The sequence below is a fragment of the Sanguibacter suaedae genome (assembly GCF_016342785.1).
Taxonomy (GTDB): domain Bacteria; phylum Actinomycetota; class Actinomycetes; order Actinomycetales; family Cellulomonadaceae; genus Sanguibacter; species Sanguibacter suaedae.
The window spans coordinates 14,806-32,508 of record NZ_JAEINH010000009.1 but is presented as its reverse complement, the minus strand read 5'-3'; the positions used below and the strand labels follow the sequence as shown (position 1 = coordinate 32,508).

Sequence of the window (17,703 nt, the reverse complement as noted above, 5' to 3'; positions counted from 1 at the left end):
CTCACGGAGTCCGCAGATGTTCCTCGGGTCGCGGGCGGAGGAGCGCCAGGACCGTCAGTCGGCCTCGGGCTCCGAGACGAGGTGGACGATCGACGCCGGGCTGGTGATCCAGTACGCGGACGTCGTGCCCAACGGCTCGATCTCGTCGCAGCGGGTCACGCCCGCTGCCCGCAGGTGATCGGCGGCGGCCGCCGTGTCCGCCGTCGTCACCTCCAACCAGAGCTCTGCCTGGCTGACGCCGGGGACCTTGTCGATCCACAGCGTGTTGGCCCCGAACTCGAAGCCCACCGACTCCGGACCGGACTCGAACGGGTTCTCGACCTGGCGCATGCCCAACGTGTCGCGGTAGAAGGCGACGGTTTCCTCCCACACGTGGGGCGGGACCTTCATGGCGATGTTGCGGCCCCCCTCGAAGGTCAAGGGCTTGTCTGCAGTCACGCGCGCTCCTCGGTGGGTTCCGACGGGAGCACTGACGCTACCGAGGCAGGGCACGGGCGGCCACCCCTCAGCGGGTCCGGCGAGCACCACGAGCCGGGCACGGCACAATGGACGCCGTGATCACGGTCAGCACGGACGGTTCCTGCCTGCGCAACCCCGGAGGGGCGAGCGGCTGGGCGTGGGTGAACCACGACGGGTCGTCCGCGTCGGGTGGTATCGCGTCGGGCACCAACCAGGTGGCCGAGCTGTCGGCGGTGCTCGAGGCGATCCTCGCCCACCCCGGCCCCGAGGAGCTGCGCATCGAGTCCGACTCCCAGTACGCCATCAAGTGCGCATCCGTGTGGGTGGCGGGCTGGAAGCGCAAGGGGTGGCGCACCGCGAGCGGCGGCCCTGTGCAGAACCTCGAGCTCGTGCAGGGCATCGAACGGGCCATCGCGGAGCGCGAGGGGAAGGTCGTCTTCCACTGGGTGCGCGGTCACCAGGGCGACCACTTCAACGAGAAGGCCGACGTCCTCGCCGGCACCGCGGCACGCGCCGCGAAGCGCGGCGACGTCGTCGTGACCCGAACGGGCGCGACGACGCCCGTCGGCGCCGGCGCGCGCCCCGCACCTGCCGCAGTCGCCGCCGCCGCGGAACCAGACTTCCTCTTCTGAGCACCCCGACGTGAGCGGGCGACGCATGGAAACTGCCCGTCGACTCCCCTAGCGTCGTGAGGACGGGTCGTGCCAGCGGCTCGCCCGAGACCTCAGGGGGGGACCGATGAAGAACTCACGCAGGACGACCCTGCTCGTGATCGTCGCAGCAGCCCTCGGTGGGTGTGCTGCCGAGGAGGAGCCCGACCAGACCCCGGGAGCGCCCAGCGGGACGGTCGGGCTGGCAGTGTCGGTGACGTGCGACGAGGGTTCCGACCCGCTGTGCGTCCCGATCGGCGATCAGCACGTGATGAGCCCCGCGGGCTACCAGGCTGTGCCGGTCGACGACGCTGCCGTCGCCGAGCGCGACGGTCAGAACTCGGTCGCCCTGACGTTCACCGAGGACGGGGCGGACGCCCTGACGGCGCTCACGGAGGAGGCCGCCGAGGCCGGGGACAGCGCGCGCCTCGTCATGCGGGTCGGAGACGAGATCCGTTCGGCCGTCGAGGTCCCGGGACCCGTCGACGGGAACACCTTGACGATCGCGTTGCCGCCGGACGAGAGTGCTCAGGAGGTCGTCGACCTGATCGTGGAGGACTGACCCGGTCCCGCGTGCGGCCGGACGAGGAGGACGACCGTGGACCTGCTGCTCCTCACCGCCGGCAGCCGGGGTGACGTCGAGCCGTTCGTCGCCCTCGCGCAGGCAGCCGTCGCCGCGGGGCACCGCGTGCACCTGGGGATCCCGGACGGGTCGGGAGTCGACGTCGACGGCTCGGTGCCGCTCGTGCCGCTGCACGTGGACTTCTCCCGGCTGGTCGCCGACCAGGGCGTGTCCCCGTGGGCCGCGGCGCGGTCGATGAGGACGACGATCCGACCCGCAATGGGACGCATGCTGTCCGCGGCGGCCAGGGCCGTCGTCCATGTGCGACCGGACGTCGTCGTCCATCACCCGAAGGTGCTCAGCGCACCGGCGGCGGCCGCGTGCGTCGGGGCGACGTCCGTGGTCGCGGAGATCGTCCCAACACTCACGCCCACGCGGGCGTTCCCCATGCCCGGCACCGTGGGCGTCAGCCTAGGGCCGCTCAACCGTGCGACGTACGGGGCGGGGTCGGCGGCGGCCGCCATGTTCCGCCGCGAGGTGGACGCCGCTCTCGCGCCGCACGGGATCTCGGGTGACGCGCGCCGAGCGCGCCCCGCGGGCTCGCTCGTCCCGATCAGCCCCCTGCTGCAGGGCCGACCGGACGACTGGCCCGCGACCACGCAGCTCACCGGCCCCTGGGTCTCTCGGACGCCGAGCGCACCGCTCGACACCGACGTCGCACGGTTCGTGGCGCAGGGCCCGTTCGTGTACGCCGGGTTCGGGTCCATGGCCTCCGGCGACCCGCGCGCCCGGGCCGCCGCGATCGTCGAGGCTGCCCGGGCACGCGGTCTCGCCGTGCTGCTCGCCACCGGGTGGGGTGGGCTCGAGCTGCCCGACGACGCCCGTGGTGCGGACGTCCTGTGCGTGCGCTCCGTCCCCCACGACCAGGTCCTGCCGCACGCCGCGGTGGCCGTGCACCACGGCGGTGCCGGGACGTCGCACGCAGCCGTCCGGGCAGGTGCGCCGTCGGTGGTGGTGCCGTTCCTCGCCGACCAACCGTTCTGGGCGCACCGCCTCGCCGAACGTGGGCTCGGCGCACCACCGGTGCGGCGGCGCCGCGTGAGTGCCCGACGGATCGGGGCCGCGATCGACACGGCCCGCGCACTCCGCACCGACACCCTCGCGAGCGCCGCGTCGACCATGCGCGAGGAGAACGGCACCGCCCGGGCGCTCACCGCCCTCGAGATCCTGCGCCGGTGACAGACGACGGTCATACGCCGACGACCGACCGCGCGTCGGGCGGATCGGGGCGAACCGCGCGAACCGGTAGGTTGGCGGCATGAGGTGCGACCAGTGCGACGCGACCATCACCGGCGAGCCGACCCGCACGGCCACCCGGACCCTCTGCCACGGATGCGGTGAGACGTTCGTCGGCCTCACAGCGGGCTATGCGGCGACCGGTTCCGTCGGCGGCGCGGTCTCCACGGCACGGTGGTACCGCGTCATGCGAAAGATCCGGCGCGGCGGCCGCAGTTAGGTCACGACCGGCCGCCACGCCTGTCTCACGGAGAGGCACCACATTCACGCCAGGGTGCCGAACGCCGAAGGACGAGAATCGCTCCGAATTCCGAACCGTGGGGTGCGCGCAGAGATGTGCGCCGTGAATCGTCATGCAAATAAGAAGCCGGCTTCAATGTACGGTGTTTCCACAACGGCAGGGGACCAGAACAGGAGATTACCCATGGCACAGCGAGTAGTCGTCGAGCTCACCTCAGACGTTTCGGGCGGGACCGCGGACGAGACCGTGTCCTTCGCCCTCGATGGCGTGACGTACGAGATCGATCTCACCACTGAAGAAGCCACGGAAATGCGTTCGGCACTCACCACGTACACCGAGGGCGGCCGGAAGGTCGGACGGACCACGGCAGCGAAGACCGCTCGCCGCTCGTCGACCGGGAACGACTACGACGCCACCGCGGTCCGTGCGTGGGCCGCGTCCAACGGTGTCGAGATCTCCGGACGGGGACGCATCTCGAAGGACGTCCTGGAGAAGTACCGGGCCGCAGGCAACTGAGAGACCCTTGATCGACCGAAGGGCCGAGCCGCTGAGGCTCGGCCCTTCGGCGATTTCGCACAGACCGCTGCCGCAAGAATTGAGGGAACTTTCTCGACCGGCTTTCTACCCTCTGACCTCGACATATCGTGGTGGTCCGAGCAGTTTCACGCGACGAGTCTGCGCGAGCGCCAGACGACGGCCGCGTGGATGACGCCGGCGAGGAAGACGCCCAGCATCCGGGCGGCCTGGTGGGCCGCGTCCGCCGGCCCTGCGTACGTCACGGCGATCAGCACGCCGGCCGACAGGACGACCACCAGGACGATCAGCACGGGACGCCCACCTGCCCGCCGCATCCCCCACGTCCCGACCGACATCAGCGTGAACGCGACGAGGAACGACAGGACGGGTCCCATCAGATCTGGGTCGGACATCGCGGGCTGCCCCCTCCTGGACGGTGGAGCCTCACCCTAGCGGTGGCGAGCCGTCACCAGGGGACGACGCCCTCGTCGTCGAAGAAGCCACCGGTGGGGCCGTCGTCGGGCAGCGTGGCGAGGCGGATCGCCGTCGCGGCGCCCTGCTGCGGGGTGCGCACGCCCGCGAACCCGTTGAGGTCCGTAGCGACGAACCCGGGGCACGCGCAGTTGACGAGGATGCCGGTGCCGTCGAGCTCGCGCACGTACTGCAGGGTGACGGCGTTGAGGAAGGTCTTGGACGGCGAGTAGGCGACGGCCACCGGACCGGTGGTGGTCTCGCCGCCGGGACCGGACTGGTAGGTGAGGGACCCGACGCTGCTGGACATGTTCACGATGCGCGGCGACGGCGCACGGCGCAGCAGGGGCAGCATGGCGTTGGTGACCCGCACGACGCCGATGACGTTCGTCTCGACCGCGGTGCGGATGACGTCGAGGTCGGCGGTGGTCGGCTGCTGGGCGGGGCCGCCCGTGATTCCTGCGTTGTTCACGAGGGCGTCCAGGTGACCGGCACGCTCGGCGATGAGGTCCGCGGCCGCGGCGACGCTCCGGTCGTCGGTGACGTCCAGGGGGACGCCGAACGCGTCGACGCCCGCCTCCCTCAGCGCGGCGACCGCCTGCTCGCGCCTCGTCTCGTCGCGGGCGCCCACGCCCACGCTGTACCCCAATGCGCCGAGCCCTGCCGCGATCTCGTACCCGATGCCCTTGTTCGCCCCGGTGACCAGGGCCGTCTTCGTGGTTGTCATGCATCGATCATGCGGAGCGGGCTGCTATCGCGTCCAAGACCCGTTCGATCAGGATCGATACCCAGGAGGTATCGAGAGGGTGCGCGGGTAGCCTTCGAGGGTGGAGTCACGAGAGCTGCGCTACTTCGTGGCCGTCGCCGAGGAGCTGCACTTCGGGCGGGCGGCCGAGCGCCTGGGCATCGCCCAGCCGCCCCTGTCCCGGGCCATCGGTCAGTTGGAGCGCCGCCTGGGCGCCGAGCTCCTGCACCGCACGAGCCGCGCCGTCACCCTCACGTCCGCCGGCACCGTCCTGCTGCGCGACGGGCGCGCGGCCCTCGACGCCCTGGACGCCGCCGAGCGTCGTGCCCGACGCGCAGCCCACACCACCGACGACCGGCCGAGCATCGCCCTCGCGATCAAGGCCGGCGCCTCCACCGACCTCCTCAGCCGCCTCCTCCAGGCGTACGACGCGGTGCCCGGGTCCGTCCACGTGGACGTCGTGCTCTGCGGGCCCGGCGAGCAGGCCAGGTTGCTGCGGGCGGGCGACGTGGACGTCGCGATCCTCCACCGCCCCTTCGACGACACCGACGGTCTCGACACCGAGGACCTCGTCACCGAGGGCCAGGTCGCCATCCTGCCCGCCGGGCACCCGTTGGCCGCCCGCGAGACGCTGCACGTGGCCGACCTCGCTGACGTCGACGACCTCCCCCCGGCGAGGTGGCCCGCACCCGACGGCACCTACGCGCCCGGTCCCGGCCCCGAGCTCCAGAGCCACACGCAGCTGCTGCAGCTCATCGCCCTCGGCCGCACCCTCGTCCTGGCCCCCGAGTCGTCCCGGTCCCACCTGCGCGACGACGTGACCGCCGTCCCCGTCGTCGACGCACCCCCGGTGACCACGGTCATTGCATGGCCCCCGCAGAGCCGCACCCGGGCCGTCGCCGACCTGGTCCAGGCTGCACTCGACCTCTCCCCTGCCCCCGACGACGGGGACGAAGATCCGTCGTAAGACCGAGGTGCTGGGCCACCCGGACCGGAACGATGGGCTCATGACCATCACAGGCGCGCCCTTCGTCCCCACCGCCGGTCTCCGGACGCTCGCCGGCTGGGCCCGGCGCGACGTGATCACCGCGACCACCGCGGCCGCGGTCGCCCTCGTCCTCCTCATCACGCCCGTCCACCCCGGACCGCGATACGCCACCGAGGACGGCGTCTACGTGGCGACCCCGTCGCCGGGCATCCTCGCGATGCTCGTCGTCCTCGTGGTCCTCGCCGGGATCACCGTCGTGGTGGGGGTGCTCGTCACCAAGCGCTCCGTCGTCCTCGCGACAGCGCTCACCCTGGTGCCCGCAGTGCTCGCGGTCTGGTGGCAGACCTTCGTCTGGGGATGGTTCCTCGGCACGATCGGCGTCGCGGTGATCGCGGCGTCCATGTCATGGCGGCGCGCCACACTCCCCTACGGAGCAGCCCTGGCGGTCGCGGCCGTCCATTGCGTGGGTCAGGTCCCGGCGCTCCTGCCGCTCGGGTTCGTCAGCGTGGATCCGACGCTCGCAGGGCGGTTGGAGGCGCTCGCCGTGCACGTCGTGGTGATCACGGCGGTCGTGGCGGCGAGCGCGGGCGTGAGCACCTCACCTCGTGCTCTCGTCGAGTGGTGCCGCCGTGAACCTCTCACCCTGCTCTGCGTCCTGACGGTCGCCCTCTTCCTGCAGCAGACGGGGGTGCTCACCTCGCCCATGTACATCGAGGAGACGAACACCTTCCTGTACCACCCGCTCCAGGGAGCCCTTTCTGCCGTGTCAGTCCTCGGGCACGTGAGCGTCGTTGCCGGTGTGCTGCTCGCGAAGCGTTCCGCGGTCTGGGCCACGACGCTCACCCTGCTCCCGTTCGTGGTCCTGCCGTGGTGGCAGACGTTCGCGTGGGGGTGGCTCCTCGGGACGATCGCCGTCGCGGTGATCGTCGCGTCCGAGTCCTGGCGGCGGGCCGTCCTGCCCACTGTTGCGGCCCTGGCCGTCTCCGTCTTCTACTGCGTGAGCTACACCCCCGCTCTCCTGCCGATCGGGATGGTCACGGCGGGGACGACGTCCGGTCGGCGGGTCGTCGCCATGGCCCTGTACGTCGTCTTCATCACCGGGATCGTCTCGATGAGCGCGGGGATCGGCGCCACGGCCCGCGCTCAGCGGCTCCGGAACGCCGCGGACGAGCAGCACGAGCGTGCCGTCCACGCGGAGGTGGTCACGAGCGAGCGGGCGCAGGTGGCCCGCGACCTGCACGACGTCGTCGCGCACCACGTGTCCCTCGTCGCGGTGCGCGCCGAGAGCGCCCCGTACCAGCACCCCGGGCTCGACGACCGGACACTTGCGATCCTCGGGGAGATCGCCGACGACGCCCGGCAGGCGCTCGCCGAGCTGCGGCAGGTCCTCGTGGTGCTGCAACGCGCTGAAGGGAGCGGTGACGGAGGGGCCAGCAGGGCCCCGCAACCGGACGCGGCCGACGTCGACGAGCTCGTCGTCAGCGCCCGGGCCGCCGGGCAGGAGGTCGACGTGGACGGTGCGTGGGGCGCGGTGCCGCCCGCGCAGGGGTACGTCCTGTACCGGGCGGTCCAGGAAGGTCTGACGAACGCGCGGCGCCACGCACCGCGCGAGGTCGTGACGGTCACCAGGACGCGGGAGAGGTCGACGGTGGGGGTGACCCTGTCGAACCCGGTACGCAGGCCGCGCACGGTGGCGCCCGGGCGTGGGTTGGTGGGGATGCGCGAACGGGTCGAGGCTCTCGGCGGGACCATGGTCGCGTCGGTCGAGGAGGGCCGCTTCACGCTCGCGGTCACGCTCCCTGTGGACGTCACCGTGAACTCCGCGGTGGAGGTGGGCGCGTGACCGGTCCACGGACCACCGTGGTCGTCGCCGACGACCAGACCGTGGTGCGGCGTGGTTTCGCGGCCATCCTCGGGTCCGCCCACGACCTCGAGGTCGTGGGCGAGGCCGGTGACGGCGCGCAGCTGCTGAAGGTCGTCGCGGAGCATCAGCCCGACGTCGCGGTCGTCGACGTGCGCATGCCGGTCATGGACGGCATCGTCGCGACGCAGCGCATCACTGCGGAGCACCCCGGCACGCGCGTGCTGGTCCTGACCACGTTCGACCTCGACGAGTACGTCTACGACGCCCTGCACGCCGGGGCCAGCGGTTTCCTCCTCAAGGACGTCACCGCCGACCGGCTGCTCGACGGGGTGCGGCTGGTGGCCGACGGGTCGATGCTCCTCGGCGCGAACGTCACCCGCAGGCTCGTGGCCGACTTCGCGGCCCCCGCACGCCGGTCCACGCCGGCACCGGGCCTCGACGACCTCACGCGTCGCGAACGGGAGGTGCTGCTCACCGTCGCCCGCGGACTGTCGAACGTGGAGATCGCCGTCGAGCTCTTCATCAGCGAGGCCACCGTGAAGTCCCACGTGTCGGAGATCCTCCGCAAGCTCCAGTGCCGCGACCGCGTCCAGCTGGTCATCGCCGCCTACGAGAGCGGGCTCCTCACGACCTGAAGTCCGATGAGGTCGCGGTCTGCGCCTAGAGCAGAGCGTCCTCGGGTGAGGGGTGTTGTGCAGTACCTCCCGGGATGAGGACCGGCTCGAACATCGGCTCGTCCCCGTGCCACACGTGAAGCAGATACCCGTTTGCCGGCACCGGCACCACACGAGTGCGGATCTTCATCCGGCCGAGCGTGGTGATGACCTTTACCGCTTCCACATCCAGTGACGCCCGTATCAGTTTGTAGCCAGCAGACCGCCGCAGTCGGCCGAACCGGCGCCTTCCGTAGAGCCCTTCTCCGGACATCCCTGGGACAAGGTGCCCTCCGAGATCCTCCTCAGGAAGCCGGGCGAGGTCTGACAGGTCACCGATGGAGGAGCCGCCGCCGAGGGCACGCCACCCACCTCGGTCTCTGAGCAAGAGCCACACGTCCACCGTCGACTCACCCTCATCAGGCCCGCGATAGCCGAATGCCGTTGCTGCCAGATCGTCGTCGGTGGCAGCAGCAAGGTCGATGAGCCCCACAGGGGCCGGCTGAGCGGCAGGAGGGAGGGACTCCGGAGCCTCTGGGGCAACGTCCGACGGTTCCAGGTTCAGCAGTCGCATGCTCTGGGCCAAGACCGAATACTCCGGAGCATGAAGGTTCATGAGGCGTCCTGTCTCGGGTGAGGGCTGTAGGCGGCTCTCGTATCGCCCACGAAGCGTGGATCGTTGCTGCTCGGCGCGACTCCTTGGGGACATCTCAAGCCGTGCGTCGGAGCCTGAGATATCTGCGCCGGCCGATGAGCTGGTCGAAGGACCGGAACACGCTCCCCACTGGCTCGACGGAGAAGACGGCGCTCTCACCTGACCGAAGCGTGACATCGACGGGTGGACTCCCGGTCCAATCGATCCGCGCCTCGACACGGTGCAGACCCGGAGCCAGCGGCACCACCAGCTCGCCACCCCTGCGCAGCTTCCCGACAGACTCACCATCGACGGTCACCCCATACCGTCGCATCCAGTCCCGCACGTGCGAACCGGGACGTCGGACGACCAGCGTCGCCCCCGGCACGGCTTCGGTGGGAGACATCGCCTGTCCTCTCTTCTCCTTCGGCACATATCGGTCCGATCCGACGCTAACGGATCAGGGCCGATCGGCCATCGATCGCCTGAGCAGCGACGCACGTGACGTCGACTCGGCGATCGCATCCACCGACTACCCGGTCGTTCAAGTCTGGTGCCGAGATCGAGGAGCACGCCTCACCCGAGGCTGGGTGATTCAGCGACCGTCAGATACACAACTGCGGTCGAACCGGAGAACAGGTAAACCGAGACGTGCAGGATCCGCGATACGGATTTCTTCACGGGACCCCTCCATCGACGAGTTGCGGTCGCACCTCGGACGGACAACCCCAGGCGCGTCCGGCGCTACTTTCCGTCGCGCTCCCACATCTTCCGCCCGACCGTGACCACGACGAGCGCGACGGCGACCGCGATGCCCCAGCGTCCGAGCATCGGCAGGTCCGTCGCGACGTCGAGCACCACGTTGGTCGCGAACGCGACCAGCGCAGCGACGATCACGGTGATGGTGTCTCGTCTCATCGTTCTCCCCCAGGTGGTGCGGATGGTCCGTCGTCCATCCTGCCCGCGACGCCACCAGCCCGCCATGCGCGCGACGGGACGTCTAGTCGACCGGTTCGATCGCGCCCACTGCGACTGCGTCCGCGCACACCGGGGTGCTCTCGTTCTTCCAGCATGAGACCTCTAGGTCGAGTCGCCCGATCTCCGCGCGCTCTGTCATACCCAGCGCCCCCGGCTCGCGTTCCAGAGCCGAGAGCCACTCTGCGGCGCTCGCGCACGCCGAGAGCGTCTCGACGATGAGCGGGTTCGCCGCCGCGCTGTCGGGCTCGTCGGCCGCAGTCTCCATCGCGCCCAGGCACGCGGTCGACGGGGCCATCCGCTGCCAGACATAGGGCTCCCGCTGCGGCACGGCGTCCGAGGGCGCTGCCTCTACCGAGGCTGACTCCGTCGGGCTCGGTGTCCTTTCCGGCGCGGTCTCACCACCCGCGCACCCTGCCAGCGTTGCCGTGAGCGCCGCCCCGGCCAAGAGCCACCGCCAGGAACGCCCCTCATGCCTCATGGTCAGCACGTTAGCCGCCTTGCGCCGCGACCGTGGCGTCCCCCATCCCTACGCGCCGCCCATCCCGCTCGGCGAGCGGGCTTGGCGGGAGGCGAGGCCTCATTCTGAAGTCTGCATCGCGGCGCACGCGAGGCTCCTTCGCCACGTCGCTCCGCTAACGTCGACCACATGACCGCGCGCCGCGAACCGCTCCTGCTGCTGGACACCGCGTCTCTGTACTTCCGGGCGTTCTACGGGGTGCCCGACTCGGTGAAGGCCCCCGACGGCACGCCCGTGAACGCGGTGCGCGGGCTCCTCGACATGGTGGCGCGCCTCGTCACCGACCACCGTCCGTCGCGCCTGGTCGCGTGCTGGGACGACGACTGGCGGCCCGCGTTCCGGGTGGCCGCCATCCCGTCGTACAAGGCGCACCGCGTGGCGGAGACCGACGGCCCGGAGGCCGAGGAGGTGCCCGACCTCCTCACCCCGCAGGTGCCCGTCATCGCCGAAGCCCTCGAGGCCCTCGGCATCGCCCGCGTGGGCGCCCCCGGGTTCGAGGCCGACGACGTCATCGGGACCCTCGTCGCCCGGGAGAAGGCCCGGCCCGCCGCGGACCGCTCCCCCGTGGACGTCGTCACCGGTGACCGCGACCTCTTCCAGCTCGTCGACGACGACGCCCACGTCCGCGTCCTGTACACGCAGCGCGGCATCACCAACCTCGACGTCATCGACGGTGCGCGCCTCGCCGAGAAGTACTCGGTGGCGAGCGGCGACGCGTACGCGGACATGGCGGTGCTGCGCGGCGACCCCAGCGATGGCCTGCCCGGCGTCCCCGGCATCGGGGAGAAGACGGCCGCGACGCTGGTCGCCCGGTACGGCGACCTCGACGGCATCCTCGCCGCCCGCGACAGCGACGACAAGGGCCTCACCGCCGGGCAGCGCACCAAGCTGCGCGACGCCGCCGACTACCTCGACGCCGCACCCGTCGTCGTGCGCGTCGCCCTCGACGCACCCGTCGGCGACGTCGACGACACCCTGCCCCGTGAGCCCCACGACCCCGACCGGCTCCACGAGCTCGCCGAACGCTGGGGCCTGCGCTCCAGCGTAGAGCGGGTGCTCACGGCGCTCGCGCTCGCCTGACCCGGACATCCCCTCCCGGCACTTCTGCCTCATCGGCGCTCCGCTCAGGCGAAGTCACCGCATCTTTTGTTGGCACGTCGACAGAAGTGGCATAGTGTGGCGCTCATCGAGCCCGGCGACGACGCCGGAGCCAGCGCCCGCACCGCCGCGGACGCGACGGGCAAGGGGGAACGACGATGCACGAGAACACCCACGCGTGGTCGCACGGACGGACGGGCCTGTGGCTCGTCGGGGCACGCGGCTCGGTCGCCACGACCGCCGTCGTCGGCCTCGCCGCCATCAGCATGCGCCTCGCACCGCCCACGGGATGCGTCACGGCAGGCGACGACCTCGCCGACGTCCCGCTGCCCGCGTTCGACGACATCGTCGTCGGAGGGCACGACGTCACCGACACCCCGCTCACCAAGCGCGCCGAGCACCTCGTGGGCGCCGGGATGCTGCCCACCACGCTCCTCCACGGCGTCCTGCCGCGACTCGCGGCCACCGAGGCCGACCTGCGCCCCGGCTACTCACCGCCACGGCCCGGCGACGACGCCCCCGAGCCCCAGGGCGCCGCCGCCCGACGCCTCGCCCAGGACATCGTCGAGTTCCGCGAGCGCCACGACCTCGCCCGGGTGGTCGTGGTCGACGTGTCCTCCACCGAGCCGCTCGTCGAGCACCTCCCCGAGCACGACGACCTCGACCTGCTCCGTGCTGCGCTCGAGACCCCGGGGCGCCAGGTGCTGCCCGCGAGCTCGGTGGCGGCCTACGCGGCGGTGCTCGCCGGCGCCCCGTACGCGTGCTTCACGCCGTCGACGGGCATGGGTCTGCCGGCGCTCGAGCGTGCGGCCGTCGAGGCAGGTGTCCCGGTGGCGGGCCAGGACGGCAAGACGGGCCAGACGTGGTTGCGCACGGTGCTGGCCCCGGCGTTCGCGTCGCGGGGGCTGCGGGTGCTGTCGTGGTCGGGCACCAACCTCCTCGGGGGTGGGGACGGGGCGACGCTCGCCGACCCGGCGGCCGTGCAGAGCAAGCTCGTGTCGAAGAACCGTGGGCTGCAGGACCTCACGGGCACCACGGTGACACCGCTGCACATCGACAACGTGCCCGACCTCGGGGACGTCAAGGTCGCGTGGGACCACGTGCACGTCGAGGGGTTCCTCGGGTCGCGGGCGACGCTGCAGACGACGTGGAGCGCGTACGACTCGATGCTCGCCGCACCCATGGTCCTCGACCTCGCACGTCTCCTCGCCCTCGCCCACGCCGCGGGACGGCGAGGACCCGTGGGCGAGCTGGGGTTCTTCTTCAAGGACCCGTGGGGCAGCGACGTCCACGCCTTCGCCGAGCAGGGCCGCGCCCTCGTCGGCTGGGCCGCCGAGGCGGCGCGCGCGGTGGAACCGTGAGCCCGTCGTCGGGCGACCTCCTGGAGCTCGTCCGGGCGCCGGCGATCCTCACGGTGCTGGGCGACACGCTCGCGGGCGGCGCCGCGGCCGGTCACGCGTTCACCCCGCGTCGCGCGGCGCTCCCCCTCGCGTCGGCGTGCTTCTACGCGGGCGGCATGGCGCTCAACGACTGGGCGGACCGTGAGATCGACGCAGTGGAGCGACCGGAGCGCCCGGTGCCGTCGGGCCGCGTCTCGCCGCGGCAGGCGCTCGGGGTGGCGATCGGGCTCACGGCTGCGGGCCTGGCGCTCGCACCAGTCGGCGGGGGACGACGCGCGCTGCTCGTGGCGGTCCCGCTCGCCGCAGCGGTGTGGACGTACGACGTCACGGCCAAGGACCGCGCGGCCGGGCCCGTGGTCATGGCCGCCTGCCGGGGTCTCGACGTCCTCCTCGGTGCGGGGCCCGGGCACCTGCGTGCCGCGCTGCCCGCCGCCGCAGCGCTCACCGTCCACACCGCGGGAGTCACCGTGCTGTCCCGGGGCGAGGTCCACGGGACGACGTCCGGGCGCGCCTGGGCGGTCGCCACGGGCACGGTCCTCACGACGCTCGCCGCAGCGATCCCCACGTCGTCCCGGCACGGCGCGCTCACGTCCTCGCCCGGCGCGGTCGGACCACGGTCCGCACGCCCCCTGGACCGCGCGCTCGCCGCGGGGGCAGCCGTCGCCTACGCAGCGTCGTGCCTGCCCGCGCAGACCACGGCCGCCCGTGTCCCGACGGCGGCGAGGGCCCGCACCGCGACGAAGGCCGGGATCCGCGCGATGATCCCGCTCCAGGCGGCGTGGGCAGGACGCCACGGGCACCCCGGAGCGGTGCTCGCCCTCGGTCTCGTCGAGGTCGCGGGTCGGGTGCTGCGAGCGCGGTCGGCCGCGGCGGGGACGCAGGTGAGCGAGACGTGACGGGCCCGATGCCGTTCACGCTCGGGTACGGGACCAACGGGTTCACCGACCACCCGCTCGACACGGCGCTCGACGTGCTCACCACGGAGGGGTACGGGGCGGTGGCGCTCACGCTCGGGTTCCCGCACCTCGACCCGTTCGCCCCCGACGCCGATGACGCGGCCGCGGCGCTCCGTGACCGCCTGGACGAGGCCGGCATGCGGGTGGTCGTGGAGACGGGCACGAGGTTCCTCCTCGACCCGTACGTCAAGCACCGCCCGACCCTCGTGGACGCCGACGCCGACGCACGCATGGCGTACCTGCGGCGTGCCGTCGACGTCGCGGGCGTCCTCGGGGCTGGTTGCATGTCGTTCTTCTCCGGCATCGCGCCGCCCGACGCGCGCCCCGGCGACGCCTGGTCGCGTCTCCTGGAGCGGCTCCCCCGGCTGGTGGACCACGCGGACGCCGCGGGTGTCCGGCTGGCTCTGGAGCCCGAGCCGGGCATGGTCGTCGAGACCGTCGGTGACGCGTTGCGCCTGCGCGAGGAGATCGGGTCGCCCGGGACGCTCGGGCTCACCGTGGACCTGGGGCACTGCGTGGTCGTCGAGCCCGGTGGCGTCGAGGCGGCGCTGCGGGCGGCGGCGCCGCACCTGGTGAACGTGCAGGTCGACGACATGCTGCCCGTCGCCCACGAGCACCTGCCCCTCGGGGACGGCGTGCTCGACCTCCCGCTGGCGCTCGCGACGCTCGCCGACGTCGGGTACCGCGGGGTGGCGGCCGTCGAGCTCCCCCGGCACTCGTTCGATGCCCCGGGCCTGGCCCGGCGGAGCATGGCCGCGCTGGTCGCCGCCTGGCAGGCCCAGGGCGCGACGCACCCCGACCTGACGCACGACGCACGGCACCGAGCACCTCTCCACACCCCCGGAGGACCACGATGAGCGCACCCGCTCCCCGCACCGACACCCCACCTCCCGGTGGACCGCCCGGCGCACCGTCAGCTGCGGCCGACTGGCTCGCCGGGGCGCTCGACGCCGTGGGCACCGACCCGTCGGCCCTCAGCACGGCCTTCGCGACCGCGGGACGGCACGTCGGGCGGCACCCGCTCGACCCCGAGGGGGACCCGCGCGGGGTGCTCGGCTCGGTGGACGACGCCGCGCGGGCGCTCCTCCTCGAACGGGCCGTGCACGTCGCGGGCGACGGCGCGCCCGACCTGCTCGCCTCTCTCTACCGCACCGGGGACACCGCGGAGCGGCGGGGCGTTCTCCGCGGTCTCGACCGCCTCGTCGAGGTGAGTGCACCGCTGGCCGACGCCCTCGTCGCCACGGGCCTGGAGCTCGTCGCCGACGCCCTGCGGACCAACGACCCCACCCTCGTCGCGGCCGCCACCGGTCCGTTCGCGGCCGCCCACCTCGACCAGCACACGTGGCGTCACGCGGTCCTCAAGCTCGTGTTCATGGGCGTGACGCTCGACGCCGTCGCCGGGCTCGCGGTGCGCGCCGACGACGAGCTCGCGGCGATGGCGGACCGGTTCGCCGCAGAGCGGCGGGCCGCGGGCCGCACCGTGCCGGACGACCTCGCGCGTATCACCCCCGACGCCGGCACCACCACCGAGAACGACAGCTCCCCAGAGAAGGACGCCTGATGCGCATCTTCGACCCGCACATCCACATGACGAGCCGTACGACGGACGACTACGAGGCCATGTACGCCGCGGGGGTGCGGGCGCTCGTCGAGCCGGCGTTCTGGCTGGGGCAGCCGCGCACGAGCGTCGCGTCCTTCACGGACTACTTCGACGCGCTGCTCGGCTGGGAGCGGTTCCGGGCGTCGCAGTTCGGGATCCGCCACCACGCGACCATCGCGCTCAACCCCAAGGAGGCGAACGACCCCCGGTGCGTGGGGGTGCTCGACGAGATCCCGCGCTACCTCGTGAAGGACGGCGTGGTCGCCGTCGGCGAGGTGGGGTACGACTCGATGACCCCGGCCGAGGACGAGGCGTTCGCCCGCCAGCTCCAGATGGCCCGCGAGCACGGCCTGCCCGTCCTCGTGCACACCCCGCACCGCGACAAGGCGTCCGGCACGCGGCGCACGCTCGACGTGGTCGCCGAGTCGGGCGTGCCGCCCGAGCACGTGGTCGTCGACCACCTCAACGAGACGACGGTCGCGGCCGTCAAGGACGCGGGCGCCTGGATGGGGTTCTCCATCTACCCGGACACGAAGATGGACGAGGCCCGCATGGTCGCGATCCTGCAGGACGTCGGGACGGACAAGGTGCTCGTGAACTCCGCCGCCGACTGGGGGCGCTCGGACCCGCTGAAGACTCGGCGCACCGGCGAGGCGATGCTCGCTGCAGGGTTCAGCGACACCGACGTGGACCGGGTCCTGTGGCAGAACCCCGTGGACTTCTACGGGCAGTCGGGCAACCTCGTCCTCGACCCCGTGCCCGGCTTCGACGCCGCGGAGGGTCCGGCGGCGGGCGTGACCTTCGAGGGCAGCTCCGTGCTGCGCGGGGTGCGGGCGTGACCGCGGCTCCCGCCACCTCGGGTGGCGCCTCCCGGATGCACCTGTCGTACTGCACCAACGTGCACCCGGCGGAGGACCTCGACGGGGTGCTCGACCAGCTCGTGCGCTCGGCGGGTCCCGTGCGGGAGGCCGCGGGCCTCGACGTGCTCGGCGTCGGGCTGTGGCTGCCCGCGTCGCTCGCCCACCGCCTCGCGGGCTCTGCGGAGGACCGGGACCGCCTGCGCACCGTCCTCGCGGAGCAGGGCCTGGAGGTGCGGACGCTCAACGCGTTCCCGTACGCGGCGTTCCACGCCGACGTCGTGAAGCTCGACGTGTACTCGCCCACCTGGGCCGAGCCCGAGCGGCTCGCGTACACGCTCGCGTGCGCCGAGGTCCTCGCCGACCTGCTGCCCCCGGGGGCGGACGGGTCGATCTCGACGCTGCCGCTCGCGTGGCGCGAGCCGTGGTCGGCCGAGGACGACGCCGCGGCGACCGAAGCGTTCGTCGCGCTCGGTGCCGGGCTGCGGGACCTCGCCGCGAGGACGGGACGCACCGTCCGGGTCGCGGTCGAGCCGGAGCCCGGGTGCGTCCTCGACACCGTGGACGACGTCGTCGCGTGGTTGAGCGCGCGGGTGCCCGACGGCGTCGACCCGGAGCACGTGGGGGTCTGCCTCGACACGTGCCACCTCGCGGTCTCCTTCGCTGACCCGGAGGGCGCGGTGCGGTGGATCACCGACGCGGGCCTGCGCGTCGTCAAGGTCCAGGCGTCGGCTGCGCTGCACGTCGCCGACCCGGCGGACCCTGCCGCGCGGGCGGCCGTCGCCGCCTTCGCGGAGCCGCGCTACATCCACCAGGTGCGCGAGCGCACCGAGGCCGGGCCGGTCCTCGCGGCGGACGACCTGCCGGCCGCCCTCGGCGACGAGCACGGCGACGCGACGGGTGACGCGCTGCCCGGGACGGGCCCGTGGCGGGTCCACTTCCACGTCCCGCTCCACCACGAGCCCGCTCCCCCGCTCGCGGCGACGACGGACGTGCTCCGCGCAGCCGTCCGCGCGGTGGTGGCCACGCCGCACGGTCTCGAGGCTCACCTCGACGTCGAGACGTACACGTGGTCCGTGCTGCCCCCCGGGTCGCGCGACGTCTCGCTCGTCGCCGGGATCGCGGCGGAGCTGCGGTGGGCGTTGGACCACCTGCTCAGTGAGCAGGGACCGGACGTCGGCGCGGGCACCGGTGCGGAGCGGGCGGTGGCGCGGTGAG

Annotated in this window: 21 protein-coding genes; 14 read left to right on the top strand and 7 right to left on the bottom strand. The window is 72.7% G+C overall.

Features of this window, described 5'->3' with window-relative positions:
* Nucleotides 1-54: 54 nt before the first annotated feature.
* A complete protein-coding gene (locus JAV76_RS11325; RefSeq protein ID WP_198734170.1) occupies nt 55-438 on the bottom strand; it encodes a VOC family protein in 384 nt (127 codons plus the stop codon).
* 116 nt (nt 439-554) lie between these two features.
* Between JAV76_RS11325 and JAV76_RS11320 the strand changes: the two genes are divergently transcribed.
* From JAV76_RS11320 to JAV76_RS11305, 4 genes are all read left to right on the top strand, one after another.
* Complete coding sequence (locus tag JAV76_RS11320; RefSeq protein ID WP_198734169.1) at nt 555-1,091, top strand: ribonuclease H family protein; 537 nt, start codon at nt 555-557, stop codon at nt 1,089-1,091.
* Nucleotides 1,092-1,197: 106 nt separating this feature from the next.
* The gene (locus JAV76_RS11315; RefSeq protein WP_198734168.1) at nt 1,198-1,671 is read left to right on the top strand and encodes a hypothetical protein; all 474 of its coding nucleotides are present in this window, start codon (nt 1,198-1,200) and stop codon (nt 1,669-1,671) included.
* A gap of 36 nt (nt 1,672-1,707) precedes the next feature.
* A complete protein-coding gene (locus tag JAV76_RS11310; protein ID WP_198734167.1) occupies nt 1,708-2,910 on the top strand; it encodes a nucleotide disphospho-sugar-binding domain-containing protein in 1,203 nt (400 codons plus the stop codon).
* Between the two features lie 481 nt (nt 2,911-3,391).
* A complete protein-coding gene (locus JAV76_RS11305; protein ID WP_198734166.1) occupies nt 3,392-3,724 on the top strand; it encodes a histone-like nucleoid-structuring protein Lsr2 in 333 nt (110 codons plus the stop codon).
* A gap of 146 nt (nt 3,725-3,870) precedes the next feature.
* Here JAV76_RS11305 and JAV76_RS11300 read toward each other — a convergent pair whose 3' ends face one another.
* Together JAV76_RS11300 and JAV76_RS11295 are read right to left on the bottom strand one after the other, a co-directional pair.
* Nucleotides 3,871-4,119, bottom strand: a complete 249-nt coding sequence (locus tag JAV76_RS11300; RefSeq protein ID WP_198734165.1) for a hypothetical protein — start codon at nt 4,117-4,119, stop codon at nt 3,871-3,873.
* Nucleotides 4,120-4,190: 71 nt separating this feature from the next.
* On the bottom strand, nt 4,191-4,922 hold the full coding sequence (locus JAV76_RS11295; protein ID WP_198734164.1) for an SDR family oxidoreductase: 732 nt from the start codon (nt 4,920-4,922) through the stop codon (nt 4,191-4,193).
* Between the two features lie 100 nt (nt 4,923-5,022).
* On the opposite strand from JAV76_RS11295, the gene JAV76_RS11290 reads away from it, so the two are divergent.
* The 3 genes from JAV76_RS11290 to JAV76_RS11280 are packed head-to-tail and all read left to right on the top strand — an operon-like array spanning nt 5,023 to nt 8,427.
* Nucleotides 5,023-5,907, top strand: coding sequence for a LysR family transcriptional regulator (locus JAV76_RS11290; RefSeq protein WP_198734163.1), 885 nt, complete (start codon nt 5,023-5,025; stop codon nt 5,905-5,907).
* A gap of 40 nt (nt 5,908-5,947) precedes the next feature.
* Entirely contained in the window at nt 5,948-7,771 is a 1,824-nt protein-coding gene (locus tag JAV76_RS11285; protein ID WP_198734162.1) for a histidine kinase, read from the top strand.
* Entirely contained in the window at nt 7,768-8,427 is a 660-nt protein-coding gene (locus JAV76_RS11280; RefSeq protein ID WP_307844173.1) for a response regulator transcription factor, read from the top strand. The genes JAV76_RS11285 and JAV76_RS11280 overlap by 4 nt, the downstream gene beginning before the upstream one ends.
* 25 nt (nt 8,428-8,452) lie before the next feature.
* Here JAV76_RS11280 and JAV76_RS11275 read toward each other — a convergent pair whose 3' ends face one another.
* The 4 genes from JAV76_RS11275 to JAV76_RS11260 all read right to left on the bottom strand — a co-directional run bounded on the left by JAV76_RS11275 (nt 8,453) and on the right by JAV76_RS11260 (nt 10,322).
* Nucleotides 8,453-9,061: a hypothetical protein gene (locus JAV76_RS11275; protein ID WP_198734161.1), complete on the bottom strand. Its 609-nt coding sequence runs from the start codon at nt 9,059-9,061 to the stop codon at nt 8,453-8,455.
* Between the two features lie 94 nt (nt 9,062-9,155).
* Nucleotides 9,156-9,485, bottom strand: coding sequence for a hypothetical protein (locus tag JAV76_RS11270; RefSeq protein ID WP_198734160.1), 330 nt, complete (start codon nt 9,483-9,485; stop codon nt 9,156-9,158).
* A 338-nt stretch (nt 9,486-9,823) separates the two neighbouring features.
* The gene (locus tag JAV76_RS11265; protein ID WP_198734159.1) at nt 9,824-9,997 is read right to left on the bottom strand and encodes a hypothetical protein; all 174 of its coding nucleotides are present in this window, start codon (nt 9,995-9,997) and stop codon (nt 9,824-9,826) included.
* Between the two features lie 82 nt (nt 9,998-10,079).
* Nucleotides 10,080-10,322, bottom strand: coding sequence for a hypothetical protein (locus tag JAV76_RS11260; RefSeq protein WP_198734158.1), 243 nt, complete (start codon nt 10,320-10,322; stop codon nt 10,080-10,082).
* 381 nt (nt 10,323-10,703) lie between these two features.
* On the opposite strand from JAV76_RS11260, the gene JAV76_RS11255 reads away from it, so the two are divergent.
* The 7 genes from JAV76_RS11255 to eboE all read left to right on the top strand — a co-directional run bounded on the left by JAV76_RS11255 (nt 10,704) and on the right by eboE (nt 17,702).
* Nucleotides 10,704-11,654, top strand: a complete 951-nt coding sequence (locus JAV76_RS11255; RefSeq protein ID WP_198734157.1) for a 5'-3' exonuclease — start codon at nt 10,704-10,706, stop codon at nt 11,652-11,654.
* A gap of 176 nt (nt 11,655-11,830) precedes the next feature.
* Nucleotides 11,831-13,033, top strand: coding sequence for an inositol-3-phosphate synthase (locus tag JAV76_RS11250; protein WP_198734156.1), 1,203 nt, complete (start codon nt 11,831-11,833; stop codon nt 13,031-13,033).
* Nucleotides 13,030-13,968: an SCO3242 family prenyltransferase gene (locus JAV76_RS11245; RefSeq protein ID WP_198734155.1), complete on the top strand. Its 939-nt coding sequence runs from the start codon at nt 13,030-13,032 to the stop codon at nt 13,966-13,968. The genes JAV76_RS11250 and JAV76_RS11245 overlap by 4 nt, the downstream gene beginning before the upstream one ends.
* Complete coding sequence (locus JAV76_RS11240; protein WP_307844172.1) at nt 13,965-14,885, top strand: sugar phosphate isomerase/epimerase family protein; 921 nt, start codon at nt 13,965-13,967, stop codon at nt 14,883-14,885. Before JAV76_RS11245 ends, JAV76_RS11240 begins: the two co-directional genes overlap by 4 nt.
* Nucleotides 14,882-15,589 (top strand): EboA domain-containing protein, encoded by a 708-nt coding sequence (locus JAV76_RS11235; protein ID WP_198734154.1) that lies wholly within the window; start codon nt 14,882-14,884, stop codon nt 15,587-15,589. Before JAV76_RS11240 ends, JAV76_RS11235 begins: the two co-directional genes overlap by 4 nt.
* Nucleotides 15,589-16,467: a TatD family hydrolase gene (locus JAV76_RS11230; RefSeq protein ID WP_198734153.1), complete on the top strand. Its 879-nt coding sequence runs from the start codon at nt 15,589-15,591 to the stop codon at nt 16,465-16,467. The genes JAV76_RS11235 and JAV76_RS11230 overlap by 1 nt, the downstream gene beginning before the upstream one ends.
* Complete coding sequence (gene eboE, locus JAV76_RS11225) at nt 16,464-17,702, top strand: metabolite traffic protein EboE (protein WP_307844171.1); 1,239 nt, start codon at nt 16,464-16,466, stop codon at nt 17,700-17,702. Before JAV76_RS11230 ends, eboE begins: the two co-directional genes overlap by 4 nt.
* Nucleotide 17,703: the final 1 nt, after the last annotated feature.

Coding starts and splice junctions, on each gene's coding strand:
- JAV76_RS11315 (WP_198734168.1), top strand. CDS start 1,198: ATGAAGAACTCACGCAGGACGACCCTGCTCGTGATCGTCGCAGCAGCC.
- JAV76_RS11305 (WP_198734166.1), top strand. CDS start 3,392: ATGGCACAGCGAGTAGTCGTCGAGCTCACCTCAGACGTTTCGGGCGGG.
- JAV76_RS11300 (WP_198734165.1), bottom strand. CDS start 4,119: ATGGGACCCGTCCTGTCGTTCCTCGTCGCGTTCACGCTGATGTCGGTC.
- JAV76_RS11295 (WP_198734164.1), bottom strand. CDS start 4,922: ATGACAACCACGAAGACGGCCCTGGTCACCGGGGCGAACAAGGGCATC.
- JAV76_RS11285 (WP_198734162.1), top strand. CDS start 5,948: ATGACCATCACAGGCGCGCCCTTCGTCCCCACCGCCGGTCTCCGGACG.
- JAV76_RS11275 (WP_198734161.1), bottom strand. CDS start 9,061: ATGAACCTTCATGCTCCGGAGTATTCGGTCTTGGCCCAGAGCATGCGA.
- JAV76_RS11270 (WP_198734160.1), bottom strand. CDS start 9,485: ATGTCTCCCACCGAAGCCGTGCCGGGGGCGACGCTGGTCGTCCGACGT.
- JAV76_RS11265 (WP_198734159.1), bottom strand. CDS start 9,997: ATGAGACGAGACACCATCACCGTGATCGTCGCTGCGCTGGTCGCGTTC.
- JAV76_RS11260 (WP_198734158.1), bottom strand. CDS start 10,322: ATGGAGACTGCGGCCGACGAGCCCGACAGCGCGGCGGCGAACCCGCTC.
- JAV76_RS11255 (WP_198734157.1), top strand. CDS start 10,704: ATGACCGCGCGCCGCGAACCGCTCCTGCTGCTGGACACCGCGTCTCTG.
- JAV76_RS11250 (WP_198734156.1), top strand. CDS start 11,831: ATGCACGAGAACACCCACGCGTGGTCGCACGGACGGACGGGCCTGTGG.
- JAV76_RS11235 (WP_198734154.1), top strand. CDS start 14,882: ATGAGCGCACCCGCTCCCCGCACCGACACCCCACCTCCCGGTGGACCG.
- JAV76_RS11230 (WP_198734153.1), top strand. CDS start 15,589: ATGCGCATCTTCGACCCGCACATCCACATGACGAGCCGTACGACGGAC.